Consider the following 21,948-nt stretch of genomic DNA (forward strand, 5'->3'; position numbering starts at 1 on the left):
GGAAGGACCGCCATGCCGCCGTTGATGGACGCCGCCCCCCGCCCGAACTCGCCGGAAGCGCGCGACAAGGCCCATGTCGTGCACGGGCTGACCAACCTGCGCCAGCATCTCGATCGCGGCCCCCTCATGATCGAGAGCGGCAAGGGTGTCTTTGTGCGCGACGCCCAGGGAAACGACTATCTGGAGGGCATGTCGGGCCTCTGGTGCATCTCGCTCGGCTTTGGCGAACAACGGCTGGTGGACGCCGCCAGCCGGCAAATGGAGAAGCTCCCCTACTACCACCTGACCAACCACCGCTCCCATGGACCCGTTATCGAGCTTGCGACGAAGCTGATCGAGATCGCCCCTGTGCCGATGAGCCATGTCTGGTTCGCGAGCACCGGCTCCGAGGCCAACGACTGCGCGGCCCGTCTGGCCTGGTACTACTGGCACGCCAGGGGCGAACCCCAGCGGCGCAAGTTCATCGCCCACGCCCGCTCCTACCATGGCAACACCATCGCAACCGCCAGCCTGTCGGGCGTGGGCTATGTGCATCAGCAATTCGGCCTGCCGCTTCCCGGTTTTCTCCACGTCGAATGCCCGGATTTCTACCTTGGCGGCCAGGACGGAGAAACCGAGGAGCAATTCTCACGGCGCCTATTGGCGTCAATCGAGGCTCTCATTCAGGCGGAAGGCCCCGATACCATCGCGGCCTTCTATACCGAGCCGGTCATGTCGTCAGCGGGCATCGTCGTGCCCCCCGCAGGTTATCTCGAGGGCTTGCAGGCGCTTCTGAAGCGCTACGGCATCCTGCTCGTTGCCGACGAGGTTGTCACGGCCTTCGGACGGACCGGCGCAATGTTCGGCACGACGACCATGGGCCTCGTGCCAGACATGATCGTCTGCGCCAAGGGCATTACGAGCGCCTATTTCCCATTGTCGGCGGTGCTCATCAACGCGCGCGTCTATCAGGCCATGCTCGAGCAGAGCGATCAGCTCCCTGTGTTCGGCCTCACCATGACCTACTCAGGCCATCCGGTCGGCGCGGCGGTAGCCTGCGAGGCCATCCGTATCTATGAAGACGACGGCATCGTCGCGCATGCCCGCGCCATGGAAGCCGTGCTCCAGGAAGCGCTCCGCGGCGAACTCGCTGGTTCCGCTGTCGTCGGCCAGATTCGCGGGCGTGGCCTTCTGGCGGGCGTCCAGCTCGTGTCGAGCCAAGAGTCGAGGCGCATTTTCGACCCGGCCTTGAAGGTCGGGCCACGGATCGCCGCCGCCGCGGAGCAGCATGGGCTCTTCATCCGCGCCATCGGCGACATCATTGCCATATGCCCGCCCCTGATCATCACCGAGGCGGAGATACGAACCTTGGCCACCCGGCTCGCGCTTGCGGTGCGCGAAGTGGAGGGAACCCTGTGAGTGCTCTCCCCATGGAGATCGCCGATAACGCTACGGCGCGCCACGCCCTGTTGACCACTGGAAAGCTTCGCGTCGGCGTAGTCCGCGCGCCGACCGCCGGCGTGTTCTTCGTCAGTGTCGATGACCAGATGCGGCCCGATGGCGTTACCGTGGATATCGCGCGAGAACTGGCGCACAGCCTCGATGCGGACGCCACTTTCCAGGTGTTTCCGAACTCCGGCGAATGCACCGAAGCGCTTGCCGCAGACGTTGTCGACGTCGCCTTCATGCCCGTTGACGATGAGCGCCGCCGCAAGGTCGATTTCGGCCCTGCCTACTACCTCCTGCGCAGCACATTGCTCGTCGACGGCGCGGGCATCGCCAGCATCGCCGGTTATCGACAACGTGGCCGACGTTTCGTCGGCATCGCCGGGACGACGACATTGCGTGCCGCAATCCGCACCTTCGGGGCTGAACGGGCGATTGACGTGCCAAGCGTCGATGAGGCGATCGCCCTGTTCGCATCCAGCGTGGTCGATGCCGTGGCCCTCTCGGAGGACTATTTACGCGCTGTCCAGGCTGGCTACCCCGGTTCCGTCGTGATGGCGGAGGCTTTTCAGGAAACCAGCATCTCGATTGCCGTTGGCAAGGAGAAGCCGGTGGCGCTGCATCTGGCAACCACCTTCCTGGAAAATGCGAAGACGGCGGGCGTGATCAGGCGGATTTTTGACAGCCACGGGCTTGGCGACGAAGCCGTCGCGCCAGCGGGCCGGTGAAGGGCAGAGGACGATCAGTGAGCATCTCTCTTGCGCAAGCGCAGAACTTGTGTGTCGCGGCTCTGGCGAAAGGCCGGGAGCTCAAGCTCGCCCCCCTGACGATCGCCGTGCTCGACGCCGGCGGCACACTCGTCTGCCTGATGCGTGAGGACGGCTCCTCGCTGCTCCGCCCTGAAATCGCCATCGGCAAGGCATGGGGCACGCTCGGCATGGGCTTCGGCGGGCGCGAACTGGCACGCCGCGCCGATGCCGTGCCACAGTTCTTTAGCGCGCTGTCCACCATGTCCGGCGGACGTATGGTGCCGGTGCCAGGCGGCGTCCTCATTCGCGACGCGGACAATGCGATCGTCGGCGCCGTCGGCATCAGCGGTGACACGTCCGTCAATGACGAGATCTGTGCCGTTGCCGGTATCAAGGCAGTGCGCCTTTCCGAGGATACCGGCGATGAGGTGAACTGACGGAATAGCCTTGCGGCCTGCCGTCGGAACGCCGTCGCACCCGGGGCGTGAGGCCTATTCACGGTCCGTGGACGGACGTTCGCGAGTTCATGACTTCAAGGACGTCCGCCTCCGTGGGCAGATCGGCTCCCTTTCGCGCACAGGTGATCGATGAGGCCACAATGGCGAAATCCATGGCCTTGCGAAGATCTTCAACCCCGAGTTCCATGAAGCGAGGACGGGCGAGACGGTCGATTTTGCCGAGATAGGCGAGCAGCGCCGCGTGGAAACTGTCACCGGCGCCGACGGTATCTGACACCCTGACCGGCAGCGGTTCCGCGCGGATCTCCGGGTGCCCGCGCAGATAGGCTGAAGCGCCGTGCGCACCACGTGTGAGAACCACAAGACTTGGCCCACTCAGCAGCCATCGGGCGATGAGTTCCCCCATGTCGCACGCAGCCCCATAGCCGACCCGAATATCCTCCTCGCTCGCCTTGATGATATCGGCGTAAGGGAGGAATGTTTCGAACTTGGCGCGCCACGCATCCATGTCGGGCGTCACAGATGGCCTGACGTTCGGGTCGAGCGAAATTGTCGCGCGTCCCACCTCGCGCCGTGCAAGAGCCAGCAAGGCCTCGGAAACAGGAGGCACGGCAAGCGTGTAAGATCCGAATGTGATCGCCTCAAACCCCTGATTGGGCCTGGGGAGATCTGCGAAGGTGACATCGCGGTCGGCCTTGTCTTCACCGTGAAAAGCGTAGCTCGGCTGACCATGCTCGTCAGTGGCCACAACGCTGATCGTCGAGAGCCGCTCGCTATGCTTGACCAAGGAGGTATCGACCCCCTCTCGCGCAAGTTTTTTGCCGATCGCTTGCCCAAATGGATCGGCGGAAATCCCCCCAAAGAAGGCAGCCGGGGCGCCAAGCCGGGAAAGGCCGATCGCAACGTTGAAGGGTGATCCGCCCAACAGGGCCTCCGCCGCGAGATCGTTCACCGGATCAACAGAAACAAAGAGGTCGACGAGAGCCTCGCCGCAAACAAGAATCATAATCGCTACTCATTGCAGGGGCAGGACAGATTTGGTGCGTGTGCCGGATTTGAGGTTGGTTTCGGTTGGCTATAAGAGAGCATCGACATCTTTCAACACCAGTGGTCGCAGGACCGACCTGAGCGGAGCGCGACGGCCTGGCGCGGCTGGCCTCTATGAGCGGAAATCATGTCTCGATCCATCACCAAGAGTCCCGCCCTCGAACGTATCATCGCAAGCCCCGAACATAGCTTCCGGTGCGTCTCGCACGACTTTCCATGCGAGGTCGCGCGTTGGAACTACCATCCCGAACATGAGCTTCATCTCATCCGGCGCTCCACCGGCCGTGTCTTCGTCGGAGACTACATCGGAACCTTCGGCCCCGGCCATCTCGCCTTTGTAAACTCCAATGTTCCCCACAATTGGGTGAGCGATCTCCATCCCGACGAGATTGTCGCCGACCGCGATCTCGTCATCCAATTCGATCCCCATCTTCTCGAGAAGGCGGCCGGCCTCTTTCCGGAGTTGCGCAGCTTTTTGCCCAATCTGGAGGTGTTCAACCGCAGTTGGCAATTTCACGACACCTGCGCCCTCACCGGCGCCTCCTTAATGGAAGAGATCAGCATGGCAAGCGGCGTGACCAGGCTGATCCGGTTCCTCGAGTTGCTCCACCTTCTGGCGACCACGAAGAATCGAACGCCACTCGCCACCTCCAGCTATGTTCCAACCCTCGATCGGGCCGCTTCGGACCACATCGAAAAAGCAATGAGCTTTATCCTGTCCAGGCTCCCGCACGAGGTCAGCATGGAGGACGTTGCAGCTCATGTCGGTATGTCTTCCAGCTCGTTCTCACGCTTTTTCAAGAAGAATACGGCTCACAACTTCGTTGACTACATGCGGAAGTTAAGGATAGGCGAAGCCAGCAGGCTCCTCGCTGAAACACAACGGCCGATTACAGACATCTGTTTTGACGTCGGGTACGCCAACATATCCAGCTTTAACCGAAGCTTTCGCGAGGAGCGCGGCATGACGCCAAGCGCCTACCGCAGACTTTCGCGCACGATGGACTGAGCACGGGCAACATTGAGTTCTGAATCTGAGAAAAGAACGGGACGTGCAAGCACTCCCAATCCCCCGACCGCCGTTCGTTTGCAAAGCGCGCGATTGGCCAACCCGGACATTCTTATGAACGAACGGCCACTCAGTCTACAAAATTTTGCGCGAACTTTAGCCACGAATTCGACTTCCTCACTCACCTAGCGCAAAAAATCATAGATTTTATGCAAACCCGATGCTGGCGCAGGGGGATCGGAATATTGTTATCTCAGTCGTCCCGGTTCGCCGCGAGACCAAGGATAAGCTGGGAGGACAATACGATGAAGACCGCTTTCGTACGATGGTTGGGCCTGGCGCTCGGCGCCACCGTCATGGCCGGTTCGCTGGTGACCGGCGCTGCGGCCAAAGACCTCACCGTCACGACCTGGACAGCGACCTCGCCCGGCCTGAAAGATTGGTGGAAGGTCATCGAAGAGAAATTTGAGAAGGCCAACCCGGGGGTCGATGTCAAGATCGAGAATATCGCCTTCGGCGACTACATCCGCACCCTGACGACCCGCTTCGTCGCAGGCAGCGCGCCATCCATCGTGCATGTGCCTTTGCCGACCATCAACCTGCCCGCCTGGGCAGAAGCTGGCTTTCTGCAGAATGTCGATGATCGCATCGCTGGAACGGATATCGCCACCAAATGGCCCGCCAATCAGGCGTCGATGACTTGGAAAGGAGTGAACTACGGCGTTCTGCTCGTGCATTACGGTTACGTCTTCTTCGTCAATGAGAAGATGTTCAAGGATGCCGGCATCGCCATCCCTACCAATAAGGTAGAATTGCTTGCTGCTGCCAGGGCACTCACCAAAAACGGCAAGTACGGTTTTGCCATTACAGACGATAATACCGTGAACTTCATGCGCGATGCGCTCGAGTTCGTCAGCGGTCTCGGTGGGCAGTGGGCAAAAGACGGCGCCTGGAACTTCACAGATCCGACTGTCGTCGAGGCCATCGACCTCTGGCGCGAAATCGGCCAGAAATATGCGCCGCGTGGCACCGACATCAATGCCAAGCGGCAGGCATTCTATGATGGCAACGTGGCCATGATGATCGAGAACCCCTCCGTATGGCCCAACGTAGCAGCGGCGGCCAAGCCTGACGTCGTCGGCGATCTTCACCTTGCAACCATGCCCTTCAAGGTTGTGCCAGGCGATGTTAGCCACGGCTTCTCGATTCCCCAAGAAGCCGACGCCGAGACCGCGAAACTTGCGTGGGCGTTCACAGAAATGGCTGCGTCGCCAGATCTCATGCGGTCTTATGTCGAGCTGGTTAAATCACCGGTGGCGCGGCCCGGCGTCGACCAAGCGCTGTTAAAGGATAAAGATACCGTCGTTATCGCCAAATCGGCGGAGAACGCCGAGGTTCTGATACCCAATGACTACTACGGGGTCCGCAAAAACTACGCGGCGTTCTCAACGGAATTGACCAACACCCTTCGCACCATCTTACAGGGACAAGCGGAGACCAAGGAGGCTCTTGCCGGGCTTCAGGAACGACTGAACGCCAAGGGCATTACGCCATGATACGCATCGCAGAAACGGCAGCGCCTCAAGGCGCTGTCGCTCTGGTGCCCCCCACGCAACCACGACATAGGTCAGCGCCGCGTGAGGGGCATGGTTTTGCGCTCGCCCTGCTCGCGCCCTCGTCCACCCTCATCGGCGCTCTTCTTCTGGTGCCTCTGGCTCTGCTGCTCATCATTAGCCTCAAGAGCGTCAAGCTCGGCAATATCGCTCTGATTCTGAAGGCTGACTTCACCTGGGACAACTATATCCGTGTTCTGTCAGATCCGGCGACATGGCACAGCCTTTCCATCAGCGGAGCCTACATATTGGCTTCCTCGATCATCGCTTTCGGGCTGGGCCTCGGGACAGCCCTGATCCTGAATGAGAAGTTCCCGGCACAGAGACTGTTTCGAACACTCATGCTGTTGCCCTGGGCCGTCCCCGGCATCACAGCGACAATCGCCTTCCTCTGGATCCTGCAGCCGTCGTTCGGCGTTTTCAACTTCATGCTGCGGACGCTCGGCTTCGTGGCACAGGACATTAACTGGTTCGGCGATTCGCGGCTTGCCCTTGCGGCAGTGACTTTTCCCACAGTTTGGAAAACCTACCCCTTTTTCACGATCATGCTGCTGGCAGCGCTACAGACGATCCCGCGGGAGCTCTACGAAGCGGCCTCGATCGATGGGGCCAACGAATGGCGCCAGTTTCAATGGATAACCTGGCCGAGCATCCGTCGCTACGCCATCGTCGCGCTCGTCTTCAACGCGATGTATGTCTTCCGCGAATTTGACTTCATCTATGCGTCGACAAAAGGAGGCCCGCAGGGAGCTACCGATACGATTGCGATCCGAATCTACAACCTCGCTTTCGAGACTTTTGACATGGCGGCGGCGTCGGCGCTTGGGGTCCTGACTTTCGTCCTGGTCGCGATCAGCGTTCTCGGTTTTGTCCGCTGGCAGATGAAGGTGGAGCAGCGATGATGACAGGTGAAGCCGAATCCCGCCTCGCTTCAACGCTCCGCCTTTTCCTTGCCGGATTACTGACGGTGCTTCTATTGTTTCCGATCTACTGGATGGCGCAAACGTCGATCCTTCCAACGTCGTCGATCCTGTCGCGCAATCCGGACCTTCTGCCGAGACTCGCCGATATCAACCTCTCCGCGTTCGAAGCACTGGTCCGGCAATATCCAGTTGCCCGCTGGTTCCTGAATTCAGCCGTCATCACTGTCGGGTCGGCCGTGCTCAGCACGTTCTGCGCCACGCTTGCGGGCTACAGCTTGTCCCGGTTCAAGTCCCGGACGGCCAGCGGCATCGCCTTCGTGCTTCTACTGGGACGCGTTCTTCCAGGCACGCTTCTCGTGCTCCCGTATTTCGTTTTGTTCCGCTGGGCAGGAATCCTCGATACCCACACTGCTGTCATCCTCGCCAATGCGTCGATGATCATCCCCTTCGCCACATTCATGATGAAAAATTACTTTGACGATGTGCCGCGCGAACTTGACGAGGCCGCGAAAGTTGATGGCTGCTCCGCTATGACCGCGCTCTGGTTCGTGGTCCTGCCGATCGCCAAGCCCGGGATCGCAGCCACGGTTGCATTCGCCGCGACGGCGAGCTGGGTCGATCTTCTGTTCGCCCGGACGCTGTTGCTCTCGGCAGAGAATTGGACCGTGCCCGTGGGGATCGCCTCTCTCATCGGCGAAGTACAGACGAGCTGGAATCAATTGATGGCGGCAGGTGTCCTATCGGTTCTGCCAGTATTTGCGGTCTATTGGTTCGCGCAACCCTATCTCATTGGCGGAATGACATCGGGCGCAGTAAAGGGCTGATACGGCACCGTCTAGGGTTGGAGAAATAACGATGAACGATACTCGCTATCGTGAGCCAGCAAAAGATATTCCGATCGTCGCCGATGTCGACGTTCTGGTGGTCGGCGGCGGACCAGCAGGTGTCTGTGCCGCGGTCGGGGCGGCCCGGGCCGGCGCACGCACGTTCCTTGTCGAACGCCACGGCTTTCTGGGTGGCATGTGGACCGCCGGGATGGTTTTGACACTTGCCGGCTTCAACTCCTGGCTACGGCCTTACCACCGCTGTGTCGGCGGCGTCGCAGGCGAATGGATCCGCAGGGCGGCCGCGCTGAACGGATGCCAGGATCATACAGGCTTTGTCCTGAACTCAGATCCCGAGATCATGAAGCGGGTTGCCGATGATCTCGTTACCGAGGCCGGCGTCGATCTCCTCTTCCACTGTTGGGGCGCCGATCCGATCCTTGAGAATGGTTCGGTGAAGGGGCTGTGTATCGAAAATGTTGAGGGCCGGCAGGCCATCCGTGCGCAGGTCACCGTCGATTGCACTGGCGACGGCGATGTCATGGCACGCGCCGGTGCGCGCTGGACAAAAGGCCAGTCGCTCCAGCCGATGACCATGTCATTCAGGATGGGCAATCTCCAGATCGAGACCGACAACGACATTCATAAGCCAGTGTCCCCCCCCATTGGTCCGGAGCCGGGCTATCTGCGTGAACCCACGCTCAGCCAATACGCGTCGGTGCGGCAGGACGTGGTGGTCGATGCCGACCACATGCGGGCCGAGCGCGAGAGCGGGCGGCTACCGCGCTACGGTGGGCCGTGGTTCGGCGGCCTCGACGCGGATGTGATCTGGGTGAATTCAACACGGATCACCGGAGATGCCTCCGTTGCATCCGAACTCACACGGGCCGAGCTCACAGGCCGTCGCGAGACAGCGGAAATCGTTGACTACTTCGTGAGACATTTGCCCGGCTTTGCCGCGGGACGGCTTATCCAGACCAGCACGCAGATCGGGATCCGGGAAACGCGGCGGCTCGAGGGCGTCTACACCTTGAAAGCCGAGGACATCCTCGGCCGCACGGATTTCGATGACGGGATTGCCCTCGGCTGTTGGCCGATCGACGTGCATCCGACAACGGACGCCATCGGCCATCACGCGATGTATGTACCCCTGCCCTACCGCATTCCATATCGGTCCCTGCTGCCGACCAATGTGAATGGGTTGCTGGTGGCCGGACGATGCTTCTCGGCCGACAGGGAGGCACTCGGTTCCGCCCGGGTCGGCGCGACCTGCGCCGCGATGGGGCACGCCGCCGGCGTTGCCGCGGCGATGGCCGCAGCGGCCTCCGCGGAACCGCGTGCTCTTGATGCGCGCCGTATCCAGCAGGGCCTACGCGAGCAGGACGCTATCATCGACTACCCGGGCTGATACCAGGTTCACCTCCCCACTTGGCCGCGGCCTTTCTTCGGCCCGAGCCCGGGGCCGATCCCGTCATTCTCTCATACCTCTCACGAGCAGCCCGGCACCGGAGCCCATCCATGAAAGCCCTCGTTCTCGAACGCCCCCGCAAACTGGCCCTGCGCGATATCGATCTCGAAGCGGAAGCGGGGCACGGCCAGGTCAAGATCCGGCTGAACACTGTGGGTATTTGTGGTTCCGACGTGCACTACTATACGCACGGCCGCATCGGCCCCTTCGTTGTGGATGCGCCGATGGTGCTAGGCCATGAGGCTGCAGGCACCGTCGTCGCCATCGGGGAGGGCGTGACCGGCCTCCAACCCGGAGACCGTGTCTGTATGGAGCCGGGCCTTCCTGATCCTCACTCACGGGCCTCACGTCTTGGCATTTACAATGTGGACCCAAGCGTGACCTTCTGGGCTACACCGCCAGTTCATGGAGTCATCCGGCCTTTCGTCGTGCATCCAGCGAATTTCACCTTCAAGATCCCGGATTCCATCAGCTTCGCTGAGGCAGCGATGGTGGAACCATTCGCCGTCGGAATGCAGGCCGCAGCAAAAGCAAAGATCCAGCCGGGTGACACCGCCGTTGTCATCGGCGCCGGGCCGATCGGGATCATGGTGGCCATCGCCGCCTTGGCCGGCGGCTGCGCGCGTGCCGTCGTAGCAGATATCGCCCAGCCGAAACTCGAGATCGCGGCAATCTATGAAGGCGTGATCCCGGTGAACGTGCGCGAAGAGAACCTCATGGCGGAAGTCGCGCAATTGACGGGCGGTTGGGGAGCCGACATCGTCTTCGAATGTTCGGGTTCTGCAGTCGTCTGGTCCGACATCGTCGATCTTTCCCGTCCTTGCGGCACCATCGTGGCGGTCGGCCTGCCAATTGACCCCGTACCCTTCGATGTCGCGCGGCTGTCCACGAAGGAGCTGAAGGTCGAGACCGTATTCCGCTACGCACATCAGTATGACCGGGCGCTCGCCTTGATGGGATCCGGACGCGTGGATCTCAAGCCGCTCATCTCCGCGACATTCCCGTTCGAGGAAGCCGTTGCCGCCTTCGAGCGCGCGGCAGAGGCCCGTCCTGCAGACGTCAAGCTCCAGATCCGCCTCGAAGATTGATTACGTCAACTCGACAACCCGCCCCTCCTTGATACTGCGCTCTGCGGCCAGCACGATGCGCAAGCTATCCACTGCGGCAGCCATTGATTGCGACAAGTCTAGGTTTTCGTGGATAGACCTCAGGAAATATTCCTGCTCTCGCCTACATAACTCCTGGTGTCCAGGCTCATCATCCATGAGCAGAACATCGTCACGCCTAGCAAAATTCCTGCTTTCGTCGACGTCTGCGTGATGGATCCTTATTGTAGCCGTTTGGGTGTGACGGTCGAGATCCGCGGATTCCGAGATGGTATCGAGCATCGCAGACTCGCCACCGTCCCGTCCGGCAACAATCGACACGGAGCCCTTAGGTCCTATGACGTCTTTGACGAAATAGGCCGTCTCACTCATCATTGGCCCCCACCCGGCCTCGTACCAGCCCACTGATCCGTCGTCGAAGGTCACGTGTAGATGCCCATAGTTGTCCTGCGCCGCCTCCGCCCAGAGCTTCGCGCCAATGCCGTGAACCCGAACCGGCTTGGCCGCCGTTAGCTGGCACATCACGTCGACGTAGTGGACACCGCAATCAACGATCGGAATCAGCGAATCGATGAGATTCTTGTGCCAGTACCAGGCCTGACCGCTGGATTGCTGGTTGAGGTTCAGGCGCATGACCAGCGGCTTGCCCAACGACCGCCCGATGTCAATAAAACGTATCCAAGACGGATGAACCCGAAGGATATAACCCAGCACCAATTTCCGATCGTGAGTCTTGGCCGCCGCAACAACCCGCTCCGCATCCTCTATCGTCGTCGCTATCGGCTTTTCCATGAACACATGGCAACCGGCTTCGATCGCCTTTATCGCGTAGCTTGCGTGGGTGTTCGGCCAAGAATTGATCGATACCGCATCGGGCCTCGTCTGCTCCAGCGCCTCATCCAGATCTTCGTACCGCGGATAGATCTCGTATCCCGGCGGCAACTGCTTGGATTTAATCGAGCGGCTCATGATGCCCACGATTTCGAAACCATCGATTTGTCGGTAGGCCTCCGCATGCGACAATCCCATATTGCCAAGGCCAATGACGAGAATTCTTACTTTCTTTGGCATGGTATCTTCTTCTTTCGAAGCGATCTGCCGACTGTCCCGCAGCACGCTGTCATGAGCCGTGCGAGCGAACCGCTCCACGCTCGTCACGGCTCGGCCAGAGGCACAGACAACCGGCACCAACCGAACGGGGTGACGGCCGATCTAGCCTTAGATGGCCACGAACGCGGCCTCCCTAGATTGCGGACAACCAGTGTTCGAGCTGAGCTTTGGCTTTAAGAATGCCCGCGTTGCGCGTCTCGCCGGTGAACTCCGTCTCGATGATCCAGGGGCCGTTGAAGCCAATGCTGACGAGCTTCTTCAACAGTGCGGGATGATCAACCTGTCCCTCGCCAAGCTGCATCTCCTTGCCGAGCTTCTTGGTATCAACAGGATAGCAACCGTCTTTGATATGCACCTGGCGGATGTAGGGAGCCAAAATGTCAATAGCGTCTACAGGATTGGCCTTCCCGTAAACGATCAGGTTCGCTGCGTCAAAATTGACGCCTACATTGTCCATTCCGACGTCTTCGATCAAACGGCACAGCGTGACGGGCGTCTCCTGCCCTGTCTCGAAGCAGAACTCCTGACCGTTCGACTTGCAGTGGGATGCGATATCTCGCACGACAGGCACCAGCGACTTGTAAGTTGGTTCATTGCAATCTTCCGGCACGAAGCCGATATGCGTCATCACCATTCTGATCCCGAGAGAAGCCGCAAAGTCTGACGCATTTTTGGTAATGGCGATGCGCTCTTCCCGCAGATGCGGCGGCACAAGCCCAGTGGTGATCGGACCACCAACGAAATCCCAGACGACATGCCCAGGCCAGCCGGCCCAGAAGCCCGTAACCTCCATGTTGAGGCGCTTCATCTCCTTGCGAAAGTGTTCCTTGATCTCGTCCGTCAAGGCGCCAGGATTATACGCCGACAAATGACATACGTCGAAGCCGAGATCATGAACGCCGGAGATGATGTTCTCATGTTCCGTCCGGATCTTGGTGACCAGGCCGGTCTTCTTGTTGACAGTGCTCATCGCGGCATCGTCCTCACTCAGTGTGCCGATAGTTAGCCTTTGACCGCGCCCATGGTGAGGCCTCTCACAAGGGCACGTTGAACGAAGAGATAGAAGACAAGAACCGGCAGCATCGCCAGAACGGCAGCCGCCGTGAGCTCGCCCCATCGCACCTCCTCGTAGGAGACCCAATTATAGATGCCCAGCGGCAACGTCTTCGCATGACGGTTGGTCAAAACCATCGCGTAGAGGAATTCATTCCAGGCATAGATAAACGAAAATATTGCGGAAGTCGCCAAGCCCGGCTTGCAGGATGGGAGAACGACATATCGGAATGTCTGCCACTGTTCGCACCCGTCTATACGCGCGGCTTCCTCAAGCTCGATCGGAAGATCGACGATGTAGCTCCTCATCATCCAGATCACAAAGCCAAGTATGATCGTAAGATAGACGATAACCAGCGCTGTATAGGTGTCCTTGAGGCCGAGGTTCGTGAAGATGACAAAAAACGGGATGATGAAAGCGACCGGCGGAATCATCCGAGTACTCAAGATGCCGAGAAGCAGGGTACGCTTCCCCCGAAAATGGCGCCGTGCAAGGATGTACGCCGCCGGAACACCAAGCATCAGTCCGATCGCAGTCGCCGATAAGGTTACGATCAAACTGTTCTGCGTATACTCGAGCAAGGCACCTTCGCTCCACACCGTGCTGTAATGCTCGAAGGTCGGCACGAACAGCCACTTCGGCGGCATCGCAAGCGCATCAGCTCGCGTCTTGAGCGACATTAGGATCGCCCAGAAGATCGGCATGATGAACACGATCGCGACGATGACGAGGCCAATGGTGTTGAGGATATCCCCCAGTGTGACCGGGCGATCGTGGTCCCGCGTGTTAGCCAATTTTCACGTCTCCCCAGCGGACGATAAGAATGGTGGACGCAAGGACGATCAAGAAAAGTACCATCGCCAGCGCGGACGCATATCCCATCCGCAGAAAGCTGAACCCCGATGCATACACATAGAGTGCCAGTGTTTCCGTCGACGTTCCTGGCCCTCCACGCCCCACGATGTAAAAGACATCGAAGGTCTTCAGGAGCGCGATCACCCGAAAGACGATTCCGACCATGAGGATCGGCTTCAAGAGAGGTAGCTTGATATTCTTGAAGACCTGCCAAGGATTGGCGCCGTCGATGCGGGCCGCATCCGACAATTCTTCCGGAAGCGTGAGCAACCCAGTATAGATAATGAGCATCAGTTCGGGCGTATGCTGCCAGGCCTCCACGATGATCAGCGAGATCAACGCCTGGTTTGGGCTATAGATCCACTCGAACGGTCCCAGGCCGACAAACGCCAGGAGATAGTTCAGCAATCCAAGGCTCGGACTGAATAGCAGACGCCAGACGAAAGCAACTGCAATGGGCGTGACAATGATCGGCAGCAAGATCAGCCCACGAAGCGCCCCGACGGCCCACCGCTGCCGAAACAGCATCAGAGCGATGACGAAGCCAAGCACCAGCTCGACGATGAGCGAAGCCGTCACGAATATGAAAGTGCGTCCCGCTGCCGCCCAAAATCGCCGATCGACTATCAGTTCGACGTAATTGTCCAGCCCGTTGAAGCCGCGTTCGAAGCTCTTTGGAAGGTAGTAATTCTGAAAGCTGGTCGTAATTGTGTAGAATAGTGGAATGACGTTGATGACAATGAGAACAAGCAGCGCTGGAGCGAGAAAGCTGGCGGGAAGAAGCCAGTCCCTCGCCTTCGTGCGCAGGTTCGCTAGATTAGAGTGCATCGCCTCACCGGTTTGCTTGGAACGTCAAGAACGAGGCAATGCACCGTCTCCTACACTACTGCGGTCGCCTATTTCGAGCGTGCCAGAGCCTTGTCCATCCTCTCAGCCGCGGATGACAAATTGGACTGCGCCGTACCCTGCTTGAGAATGGTCGCGTTCACCGCGCCACCATAAATGTCCAGCCATTCATCGATCGCCGTGATCCGGGGCGGGCCAGGGGTCGGCTCCGCTGGCATCATCGATTTGATCGTTGCCTCAGCCCAGGCCGCCGGATATTTGGAGCGCAAAGATGGGGCCTCGAAGACTGACTTTCGCGCCCCGATGCCAGCGGCTTCGCCAATTTTCAGTCCAACATCCTTGCTCGTCACCCAAGACATGAAGAGCGCCGCGCCCGGCTTGTTCTTCGAGGATGCGCTGATGCTCAGCATCCATGCGCCAGTATTGGCCATAGCGCCTGCAGGTCCGGCCGGCATGCTCGCGTAGCCGACTTTCCCCGAAACGGTCGATTTCTTAGGATCCTCGATCTGCGACATGAAGACGGACGCGTCGAGATACATTGCGGCCTTGCCCTGCTGGAAGTCCGAGACCGTCTCATACCATGTATAGTTACCCACGCCGACCGGACCGGCGTCTTGAAGGAGCTTGGCATACATCGTGATGGCGGCGACCGCCTCAGGGCTGTCAAACGTCGCCTTCGTGGGGCTTTCGGCGTTGTCGAAGACCTTGCCACCGTAGGACCAGATGAAGCCGCTGCTGTTCCACGCGGTGTGAATCTTTTCGCCCCGCAGCAACATTCCAGCCATCTTGCCAGGTTGATTCAGAGCAACAGCCGTCTTGTAGAGCTCGTCGAACGAGGTCGGGACCGCCATGCCCGCAGCATCGAGCACATCTTTGCGGTAGTAAAGGATCTGCGCTTCGCCTGTGACAGGCAGCGCGAACCGTTTGCCGTTGATGAAGGTGTTCCTGGTCAAAGACGGAAGGAAATCATTGACGTCGTAGGACGTGCTATCGAAGTACTTCGGATTGGTGATATATTTGTCCAGCTCCTCGACCCATCCTGCCTTGCTATATTGAACGATGGCCTGGTCCATCATGACCACGTCGAAGGTGCCGGCACCCGAGGATAAGTCGACCAGACGTTTATTCATATACTCGTCCTGGGAATAGGACTCGATCTGGACCTTGATTCCAGTCAATTTCTCGAATTCGGGAATAAGCGGCCTAATCGTGTCAGTAAATACGTGCTTATTCATGCCGATGAAGAGCGTTGTTCCTTTCGCCTGCTGCCAATCGACCGTCCCGTTCTGAGCGAAAGTCGTTGACGCGCCGCATGCAAGCATGAGTGCCGCAAGTCCAGCAGCGCGCGCCAGGACCTCCCGTCTAAACATTTTGAATGCCATTCTAAACTCCCCTGCGTCGCTTCGAGACTTCTTTTCTGGGAAAATAGGCATGCTTCTTCTTGACAGGCCTGCATTTCTCCATCAGGCCAGCTGGAGCAAATCGCTTCTTGAGATATTTGTTCTCAAACGAACAAATGTGTCAAGCTGCAATTCCTTGGATGGCACTTCGCCGGAGCGCTCAGGCCTCTTATGCAAACTGCGACCGGACGTCTGCTGGAATCCCTCGTGCGACATGGGTCGATGACCCGTGCAGAGGCAACACTCGATACGCAGCTCGCGCGGAGCGCTGTCGGTGTGGCAGCAGCCGAGCTGGTGCGGCTCGGTTTGATCAGCATCCTCCCGGCCGCGGCCCGCAGCGGGGTTGCGGGGCGCCCATCCCCCCATCTCGAATTAAAGCCCGGTGGCGCCCATGTGATCGCCGTCAATGTGCGCGCCGACACGGTTGAGCTCGCTGCCGTCGACCTCGCCGGCAGCATCCTGCATCAGGAGCATCACCTTATGGCGGTGCGAGATCACCCACCCCGCGAGGCGCTGCTGCAGATCGCAGAGACGATCAGCCAGACCGTCACCCGGACAGCGGCTCTGTCGCCGCTCTGCGGGATCGGGCTCGCCATCCCCGGCATCATGACGCAGGATAACGCGGTCGCCCGCACTGTGCTGTCGTTGAACTGGCATGACGTGCCCATCAAGTCGGTGATCGAGGAACGGTTGGGAGGGCAGGTTCCCATCACCGTCGGGCATGACGCAACGCTCGGTGCACTTGCTGAGTATCTGAGGGGTGCCGGGCGCGGGGCGAGGCGCCTGCTCTATTTGACCTCTCAGCCGAACGGAGTGGGTTCGGCGATGATATCCCGGCAAACGAGCTTGGCATCGCGCGGCGACCATACGCTGCAGGCCGGCCATCTCAACGTCAATCCATTCGGGGCCGAATGCGCTTGCGGATCCCGCGGCTGCCTCGAGATCTATGTCAATGGTCGGGCGGTGTCCAAAGCCCTTGGATTGCGCAGGACAGGCTCCCCAGAGAATATCCGCCAGCGCCTCGTGACGCTTTCCGCCAGCGAGCGCGGGAGGTTCCTTGCATCGGATTGCATCGGTGCCTTGCGGATCGGATTGGTCAGTCTGATCAACACGCTCGCTCCCGACCGCGTCGTTCTCGCCGGTGCCCTTGCACCGATTGCCGAACTCATGCCCTCGTTGCTCGGCGAGGTCCTCGCGATGTCCGTGGTCGCAGGCGTCGAGCCTGTTGACCTCATCCCGGCGGCGCTCGAACAAGACGTTCTTGTTGGTGCCGCCGAATTGGCATTCGAGGGGCTGAAGCTGGATCCCGTCCGGGCCTTAGGGAGCAGGATCTCGTCCTAGGCCTGCGCGATAGCCGTCTGGTGCAATCACGGATGCGGCGTCATCCTCGGGCCGAACATCATCAAGCTGGCGGCGGCGAGCACCCAGGCGCTCATGCTGGCGTAGAGCATCACCCAGCCGAAACCATCCGCAAGGGCTTGATGAATGACAGTCCCAGTCAAGCCCTGTTCAGAGGAGGAGATGGTGCCGGCCGCGATTTTCCCGGCGTGTGAGCGCAAGATGGACGTGCTCATGCCAGGCGGCAGGTTCGCCTCCAGAGAGGACAGGACGCCCTCGACGAGGATGAAACCCATAACGGGAATATTGATGGCCAGCGCGATCATCCTTGCGCTCATATCGATGCTCGACGCCATTCCGGACCGGGCGGCGGGCACAACACCCGTCGTCGTGTTGGTGACCGGTGTGTTAGTCAGTCCGAGGCCGATGCCGGCCAGCATGCAGCCAGGCAGCATCGTGAGCCAACTCGCAGCATCAGCCGCGGTGCCAAGCTTCATCAGGATAAAGCCTAGACCGATGGTGAACAATCCGGCCGGAATGATGAGGCGAGGTTGATAGCGCAGCGCCAGACGCTCGGCCAGGGGCGGCACGACCAAGGCCGGCAGTGTATAGGCAAGCAGCCCCAGGCCCGCAGCGACGCTGTCATAGCCAAGGCCAGCGTTAAACCAGATGGGGAGATAGATCATGAAGGGCCAGAAGCTCATGTTCATCGCCGCTGACCCAATGATCGCTCCGGAAAAAGCGCGGATGCGGAAGACCGTGAAGTCGAACATGGGCCGTGCGGCACGCTTCTCCACGATGAGAAAGGCTGCGAAGCTTAGGCCCGAGATGCCTAGGATCGAAAGCCCCAGCGGGCTGTCGAAGCCGAATTCCGGCCCCTGAGTGATGAAGAACGCGAGGCAAAACACGGCAAGTGACAGCGTGGTGATACCAGCGAGGTCAAGACGTGTTGCGTCCGGGTCGCTTGCTTCCTCCACCCCGCCGACTGCGAGAACGGCCGTTGTGATGCTCAGCGTCACGTGAATGAGGAACACCCATTCCCAGCTCCACATCGCGACGATGAGGCCACCGATGATCGGTCCGAACCCCAGCCCTGCGCCAGAGACGACGCCCCACCAGCTGAAAGCGACGCTACGTTCACGGGGGGTGCGGAACTGATGCGACAGGATGGCGATCTGGCACACGAGCATCGCCCCTCCGCTCAGGCCCTGAATAAAGCGGGCGCCGATGAGTACGGCCACGCTGCCCGTCATTCCGCAGGCGAGAGAAGCGAGGCCGAACGCGACGATGCTGGCAATGAACACGCGCCTGCGGCCAAAACGGTCTGCCAAAGCGCCCGTCGCCATCAGCACCATCGTCACCCCGATCGTGTACGCATTCATGATCCACTGGAGTTGCCCGAAATCCGCATGGAGCGATTGCTCGAGCGTCGGCAGGATTGCCGGCACGCTGGAGATTTCCAGGCCGAACATCAACGCGGATAGGCAAATGGCGGCGAGCGCTACGGCGCTCTTTCCGCTCGATCGGGAAAGCGCAAGGGTCATGGTTCGCCTTTTGAGGTCGGGACCGCAGGGGCGAAATCCGCTGATGACGGACGGCGCGTGCTTCAGTCCTCCTGCTTCAGTGCGGTGACAGGCTAGCGAACCGTTGATCACAACAGAATAAGATGTTTGAATATATCAGAGATAACAATTTTGGATTATTGGCATGAGCACGCTGGACGTGGACGCTGTCCAAGCGTTCGTCACCATCGCCGATCTACGCAGCTTCACCCGGGCCGCCGAGGCACTCGGGACGACCCAGGGCGCGATCAGCGTGAAACTGAAGCGTCTTGAAGAGCGGCTGGGCCAGCGGCTCATCGAACGCACACCTCGCGCGGTGCGCCTATCGGCACAGGGTGCTGTGTTTCTCGTGGGGGCTCGTGAATTCCTCGCCGCCCATGACCGTGCCATGGCGGCCCTTTCCGGAGGACGCCGCCGCTTTGGCCTCGGTATCGCTGCCCATGTGGCAGGACCTGAGGTCCCTACCCTCCTGGCGCGGCTGAGTGCTCATGATCCAGGCCTCACCATCGAGGTGCGCATGGATAATTCCCGCGAGCTACTGGACGCCTTCGATCGCGGGGAGCTCGACGCCGCCATAATCCGGCGCGAGGATGACCGGCGAGGCGGCGAGGTGCTGGGGCCGGAGCACTTCGGCTGGTTCGCGGCTCCGCAATTTGAGCATCGCCACGGCGACCCCTTGAGACTTGCGGCGCTTTCGCCAACCTGTGGAGTCCGTGATATCGCTACGCGGGCCCTGGATGCCGCCTCAATTCCGTGGACGGAGGTCTTTCTCGGAGGAACCTCCTCGATGGTGACGGCCGCCGTCTCAGCCGGCCTTGCCGTCTCGGCCTTCTCCTGCCGCCTGGCGCCGCCCGGCGCTGTCGAAGTCAGCCAACGCTTCGGGCTTCCACCGCTGCCTTCGACCGAAATCGTGATGTTTTCCACGCTGACCGACGCGAAATCCCGGGAAGCTCTGCGTGCCCTCGCCGCCGGCTTCCGCGAACATCGTCCGAGTTCGTGATAGCGCAGGTTCAGTGACGAGGTGAGGGTGACACGCTCTCCATCGGGATCGCCTGCATCATGGAGCCACCCTCAGTTGCAGCGGCGGACAAGCGGGATGTGCCCTCACGCGCGATCGATCGGTTGGGATTTCGATCATTCCGGTTGAAAGATAAGGGTCGCAATGATATCTAGATTATTGATCTAGACGGAGGCTGACATGGCCTTGAGCATCAAGACCGAGGAAGCGGATCGGCTGGCGCGGGAATTGTCCCGGCTGACCGGCGAAACCATGACCGACGCCATCACGCAGGCCATGCGCGAGCGGCTCGAGCGGCTGCGCGCCGAGCAGGAGGCGCAGAGCGACTATGTTTCGCGCATGAGGGCATTCGTTCGGGCACGCTCTGGCCGCTATGACCGCAGCCGAGTCACGAAGCAGGAATGGGATGAGGCGGTCGGCGACACGCCCGAGGAGCTCGATTTCCCGCGATGATGATCGTCGACGCGTCCGCCATCATCGCGATAATGTTCGAGGAGACAGAAGCGTCCGACTGCATGGCCGCTCTCCAGACGGACCCTGCGCGACTCATATCTGCTGTGAACTATGTCGAAGCCGGCACGGTCATGGCGGGGAGGGTCAAGGACGGGGATCGCCACGAGGCGATAGCCGACCTGGATGCCTTCCTGTCCGACTTCCGCATCGCAATTGCTCCTACGGATGAAAACCTCGCGCGTGCCGCCGTCAGGGCGCGGCTCGACTATGGTAAGGGGTTTGGAACGCGGAGCGGCCTGAACTTTGGCGACTGCTTCGCCTATGCCCTCGCCAAACGGCATTCGGCCCCGCTTCTGTATGTCGGTGATGACTTCGCGTTCACCGATATTCAGTCGGCATTGTCGCGATAGCGGGTCGAGAAGAAAGCGGGAGCATCGCCGCCATGACCACGCCCCCTCTTACGCTCGCTATTCCTCGGACAACCAGCGAGAGGCGCCTCACGCGGCAATGGCGATCGCGCCCCGGCGACACCGACGGCTAATCCTGGCCGCGCCTCGGCGCGTTAGGCTACGGTCGAATTGGCCAACTGCAGCGCGTAATCGATTGCCTCAATCAGGCTGGTTTCGTCGGCGACGCCCTTGCCCGCGATGTCGAACGCGGTGCCATGATCCACCGATGTACGGATCACCGGCAGTCCAAGCGTCACATTCACACCGCTGAGTGCCGTCCAGCGGCCGGTCTCCGGGTCGACCGAGAAGCCCAACAGCTTCACCGGGATGTGGCCCTGGTCATGATACATTGCGACGACCGCGTCGTACTCCCCGCCGCGGAGCTTGACGAACACCGTATCTCCCGGCACAGGGCCGACTACGTCCTCGCCACGCGCCTCATAGTCTCGCACCAGGGGTTCGGTCACATCCATGTCGTGGCGGCCGAAGAGACCGCCTTCACCCGCATGGGGGTTAAGCGCGGCAACGGCGACACGGGGCCGCTCAATGCCGAGCCTACGCAAAGTAGCCAATGTGAGGTCAATCACCCGCGCTATCCGATCCGCGGTGGCGCGGCCGGGCACTTCTTCCAAAGCGCAGTGTGTAGTGACATGGCTGACCCGGAAGGTGCCATGGGCGAGCATCATCACACTGCCCTTCGCTCCCGTCAGCGTAGCGAGGAGCTCGGTGTGGCCAGGATAGTTGTGCCCTGCCAGATGCAAGGCTTCCTTGCTCAGGGGGGCGGTCACGATACCTGCAACCTTGCCGGCCTGTGCCAGCCGTGTCGCGATGGCCACCGCCTGATAGGCCTGCTCGCCGCCAATCGCCGAGACCTCGCCCCAAGAGACGGCGCATTGCGGTCCGGGCGTGGGCAGGATGGCGGCTCCAGTCACCGCATCCAGCGCGCCTTCGCCGATCACCGGCGGCAGGGGCAGAGACAGCAGTTGCCCCGCACGGTCGAGCGCCCCCGGGTCGCCAACCAGAACCAGCCCGAGCGTCCCGCCTTCAAGCCTCGGCTTCAGCCGCGCCACCGCCTTCAGTGCGATTTCGGGTCCTATACCCGCAGGATCGCCGAGGGTGACGGCAAGAACGGGAGGCGTCATGGCAAACCTCTTCTGCAAAAAAACATGACGGATAACGAGAACGATCGATCCTGGAGGGTCAGCAAGATTGCTCTCCAACCATCCCAGGGCCTCTTGGCG

General features: G+C 60.4%; 21 protein-coding genes and 1 pseudogene. 14 read left to right on the forward strand and 8 right to left on the reverse strand.

Features of this window, described 5'->3' with window-relative positions:
* Positions 1-12 precede the first annotated feature (12 nt).
* The 3 genes from KIO76_RS21680 to KIO76_RS21690 are packed head-to-tail and all read left to right on the forward strand — an operon-like array spanning position 13 to position 2,611.
* On the forward strand, positions 13-1,398 hold the full coding sequence (locus tag KIO76_RS21680) for an aminotransferase (RefSeq protein WP_213325675.1): 1,386 nt from the start codon (positions 13-15) through the stop codon (positions 1,396-1,398).
* Entirely contained in the window at positions 1,395-2,153 is a 759-nt protein-coding gene (locus KIO76_RS21685; RefSeq protein WP_213325676.1) for a transporter substrate-binding domain-containing protein, read from the forward strand. The genes KIO76_RS21680 and KIO76_RS21685 overlap by 4 nt, the downstream gene beginning before the upstream one ends.
* 17 nt (positions 2,154-2,170) lie before the next feature.
* A complete protein-coding gene (locus KIO76_RS21690; RefSeq protein ID WP_213325677.1) occupies positions 2,171-2,611 on the forward strand; it encodes a GlcG/HbpS family heme-binding protein in 441 nt (146 codons plus the stop codon).
* A 58-nt stretch (positions 2,612-2,669) separates the two neighbouring features.
* Here KIO76_RS21690 and KIO76_RS21695 read toward each other — a convergent pair whose 3' ends face one another.
* Positions 2,670-3,638: a carbohydrate kinase family protein gene (locus KIO76_RS21695; RefSeq protein ID WP_213325678.1), complete on the reverse strand. Its 969-nt coding sequence runs from the start codon at positions 3,636-3,638 to the stop codon at positions 2,670-2,672.
* 405 nt (positions 3,639-4,043) lie between these two features.
* Between KIO76_RS21695 and KIO76_RS31645 the strand changes: the two genes are divergently transcribed.
* The 7 genes and pseudogenes from KIO76_RS31645 to KIO76_RS21725 all read left to right on the forward strand — a co-directional run bounded on the left by KIO76_RS31645 (position 4,044) and on the right by KIO76_RS21725 (position 10,604).
* On the forward strand, positions 4,044-4,688 hold the full coding sequence (locus KIO76_RS31645) for a helix-turn-helix transcriptional regulator (RefSeq protein WP_213325679.1): 645 nt from the start codon (positions 4,044-4,046) through the stop codon (positions 4,686-4,688).
* A gap of 305 nt (positions 4,689-4,993) precedes the next feature.
* Positions 4,994-6,244, forward strand: coding sequence for an ABC transporter substrate-binding protein (locus KIO76_RS21705; protein WP_213325680.1), 1,251 nt, complete (start codon positions 4,994-4,996; stop codon positions 6,242-6,244).
* Positions 6,241-7,203, forward strand: coding sequence for a carbohydrate ABC transporter permease (locus KIO76_RS21710; protein WP_213325681.1), 963 nt, complete (start codon positions 6,241-6,243; stop codon positions 7,201-7,203). Before KIO76_RS21705 ends, KIO76_RS21710 begins: the two co-directional genes overlap by 4 nt.
* 92 nt (positions 7,204-7,295) lie before the next feature.
* A pseudogene (locus tag KIO76_RS21715) lies at positions 7,296-8,000 on the forward strand (carbohydrate ABC transporter permease); the annotation flags it as partial.
* The gene (locus tag KIO76_RS31785) at positions 7,943-8,077 is read left to right on the forward strand and encodes a hypothetical protein (protein WP_502761911.1); all 135 of its coding nucleotides are present in this window, start codon (positions 7,943-7,945) and stop codon (positions 8,075-8,077) included. The pseudogene KIO76_RS21715 and the gene KIO76_RS31785, both read left to right, overlap by 58 nt.
* 2 nt (positions 8,078-8,079) lie before the next feature.
* A complete protein-coding gene (locus KIO76_RS21720) occupies positions 8,080-9,456 on the forward strand; it encodes an FAD-dependent oxidoreductase (RefSeq protein WP_213325683.1) in 1,377 nt (458 codons plus the stop codon).
* A gap of 110 nt (positions 9,457-9,566) precedes the next feature.
* Positions 9,567-10,604: an NAD(P)-dependent alcohol dehydrogenase gene (locus KIO76_RS21725; RefSeq protein WP_213325684.1), complete on the forward strand. Its 1,038-nt coding sequence runs from the start codon at positions 9,567-9,569 to the stop codon at positions 10,602-10,604.
* Here KIO76_RS21725 and KIO76_RS21730 read toward each other — a convergent pair whose 3' ends face one another.
* The 5 genes from KIO76_RS21730 to KIO76_RS21750 all read right to left on the reverse strand — a co-directional run bounded on the left by KIO76_RS21730 (position 10,605) and on the right by KIO76_RS21750 (position 15,869).
* Positions 10,605-11,693, reverse strand: coding sequence for a Gfo/Idh/MocA family protein (locus KIO76_RS21730; protein WP_213327060.1), 1,089 nt, complete (start codon positions 11,691-11,693; stop codon positions 10,605-10,607).
* 172 nt (positions 11,694-11,865) lie between these two features.
* A complete protein-coding gene (locus KIO76_RS21735; protein ID WP_213325685.1) occupies positions 11,866-12,702 on the reverse strand; it encodes a sugar phosphate isomerase/epimerase family protein in 837 nt (278 codons plus the stop codon).
* Positions 12,703-12,734: 32 nt separating this feature from the next.
* A complete protein-coding gene (locus KIO76_RS21740; protein WP_213325686.1) occupies positions 12,735-13,580 on the reverse strand; it encodes a carbohydrate ABC transporter permease in 846 nt (281 codons plus the stop codon).
* The gene (locus KIO76_RS21745; protein WP_213325687.1) at positions 13,573-14,469 is read right to left on the reverse strand and encodes a carbohydrate ABC transporter permease; all 897 of its coding nucleotides are present in this window, start codon (positions 14,467-14,469) and stop codon (positions 13,573-13,575) included. Before KIO76_RS21745 ends, KIO76_RS21740 begins: the two co-directional genes overlap by 8 nt.
* Positions 14,470-14,537: 68 nt before the next feature.
* Entirely contained in the window at positions 14,538-15,869 is a 1,332-nt protein-coding gene (locus KIO76_RS21750) for an ABC transporter substrate-binding protein (protein ID WP_213325688.1), read from the reverse strand.
* Between the two features lie 240 nt (positions 15,870-16,109).
* Here KIO76_RS21750 and KIO76_RS21755 point away from each other — a divergent pair, with 240 nt between their 5' ends.
* Positions 16,110-17,228 (forward strand): ROK family protein, encoded by a 1,119-nt coding sequence (locus KIO76_RS21755; RefSeq protein WP_213325689.1) that lies wholly within the window; start codon positions 16,110-16,112, stop codon positions 17,226-17,228.
* A 26-nt stretch (positions 17,229-17,254) separates the two neighbouring features.
* Here KIO76_RS21755 and KIO76_RS21760 read toward each other — a convergent pair whose 3' ends face one another.
* Complete coding sequence (locus KIO76_RS21760; RefSeq protein ID WP_213325690.1) at positions 17,255-18,769, reverse strand: MFS transporter; 1,515 nt, start codon at positions 18,767-18,769, stop codon at positions 17,255-17,257.
* 163 nt (positions 18,770-18,932) lie between these two features.
* Here KIO76_RS21760 and KIO76_RS21765 point away from each other — a divergent pair, with 163 nt between their 5' ends.
* From KIO76_RS21765 to KIO76_RS21775, 3 genes are all read left to right on the forward strand, one after another.
* Positions 18,933-19,787 carry a LysR substrate-binding domain-containing protein gene (locus KIO76_RS21765; protein ID WP_213325691.1) on the forward strand — a complete coding sequence of 285 codons (855 nt, stop codon included), beginning with the start codon at positions 18,933-18,935 and terminating at the stop codon, positions 19,785-19,787.
* 198 nt (positions 19,788-19,985) lie between these two features.
* A complete protein-coding gene (locus KIO76_RS21770) occupies positions 19,986-20,258 on the forward strand; it encodes a type II toxin-antitoxin system VapB family antitoxin (RefSeq protein ID WP_213325692.1) in 273 nt (90 codons plus the stop codon).
* Entirely contained in the window at positions 20,255-20,668 is a 414-nt protein-coding gene (locus KIO76_RS21775) for a type II toxin-antitoxin system VapC family toxin (protein WP_249729996.1), read from the forward strand. The genes KIO76_RS21770 and KIO76_RS21775 overlap by 4 nt, the downstream gene beginning before the upstream one ends.
* Positions 20,669-20,820: 152 nt before the next feature.
* On the opposite strand, the gene pdxA is transcribed toward KIO76_RS21775, so the two are convergent.
* Positions 20,821-21,849: a 4-hydroxythreonine-4-phosphate dehydrogenase PdxA gene (gene pdxA, locus KIO76_RS21780; protein ID WP_213325693.1), complete on the reverse strand. Its 1,029-nt coding sequence runs from the start codon at positions 21,847-21,849 to the stop codon at positions 20,821-20,823.
* Positions 21,850-21,948: the final 99 nt, after the last annotated feature.

The organism is Chelatococcus sp. YT9 (assembly GCF_018398315.1).
Classification (GTDB): Bacteria; Pseudomonadota; Alphaproteobacteria; order Rhizobiales; family Beijerinckiaceae; genus Chelatococcus.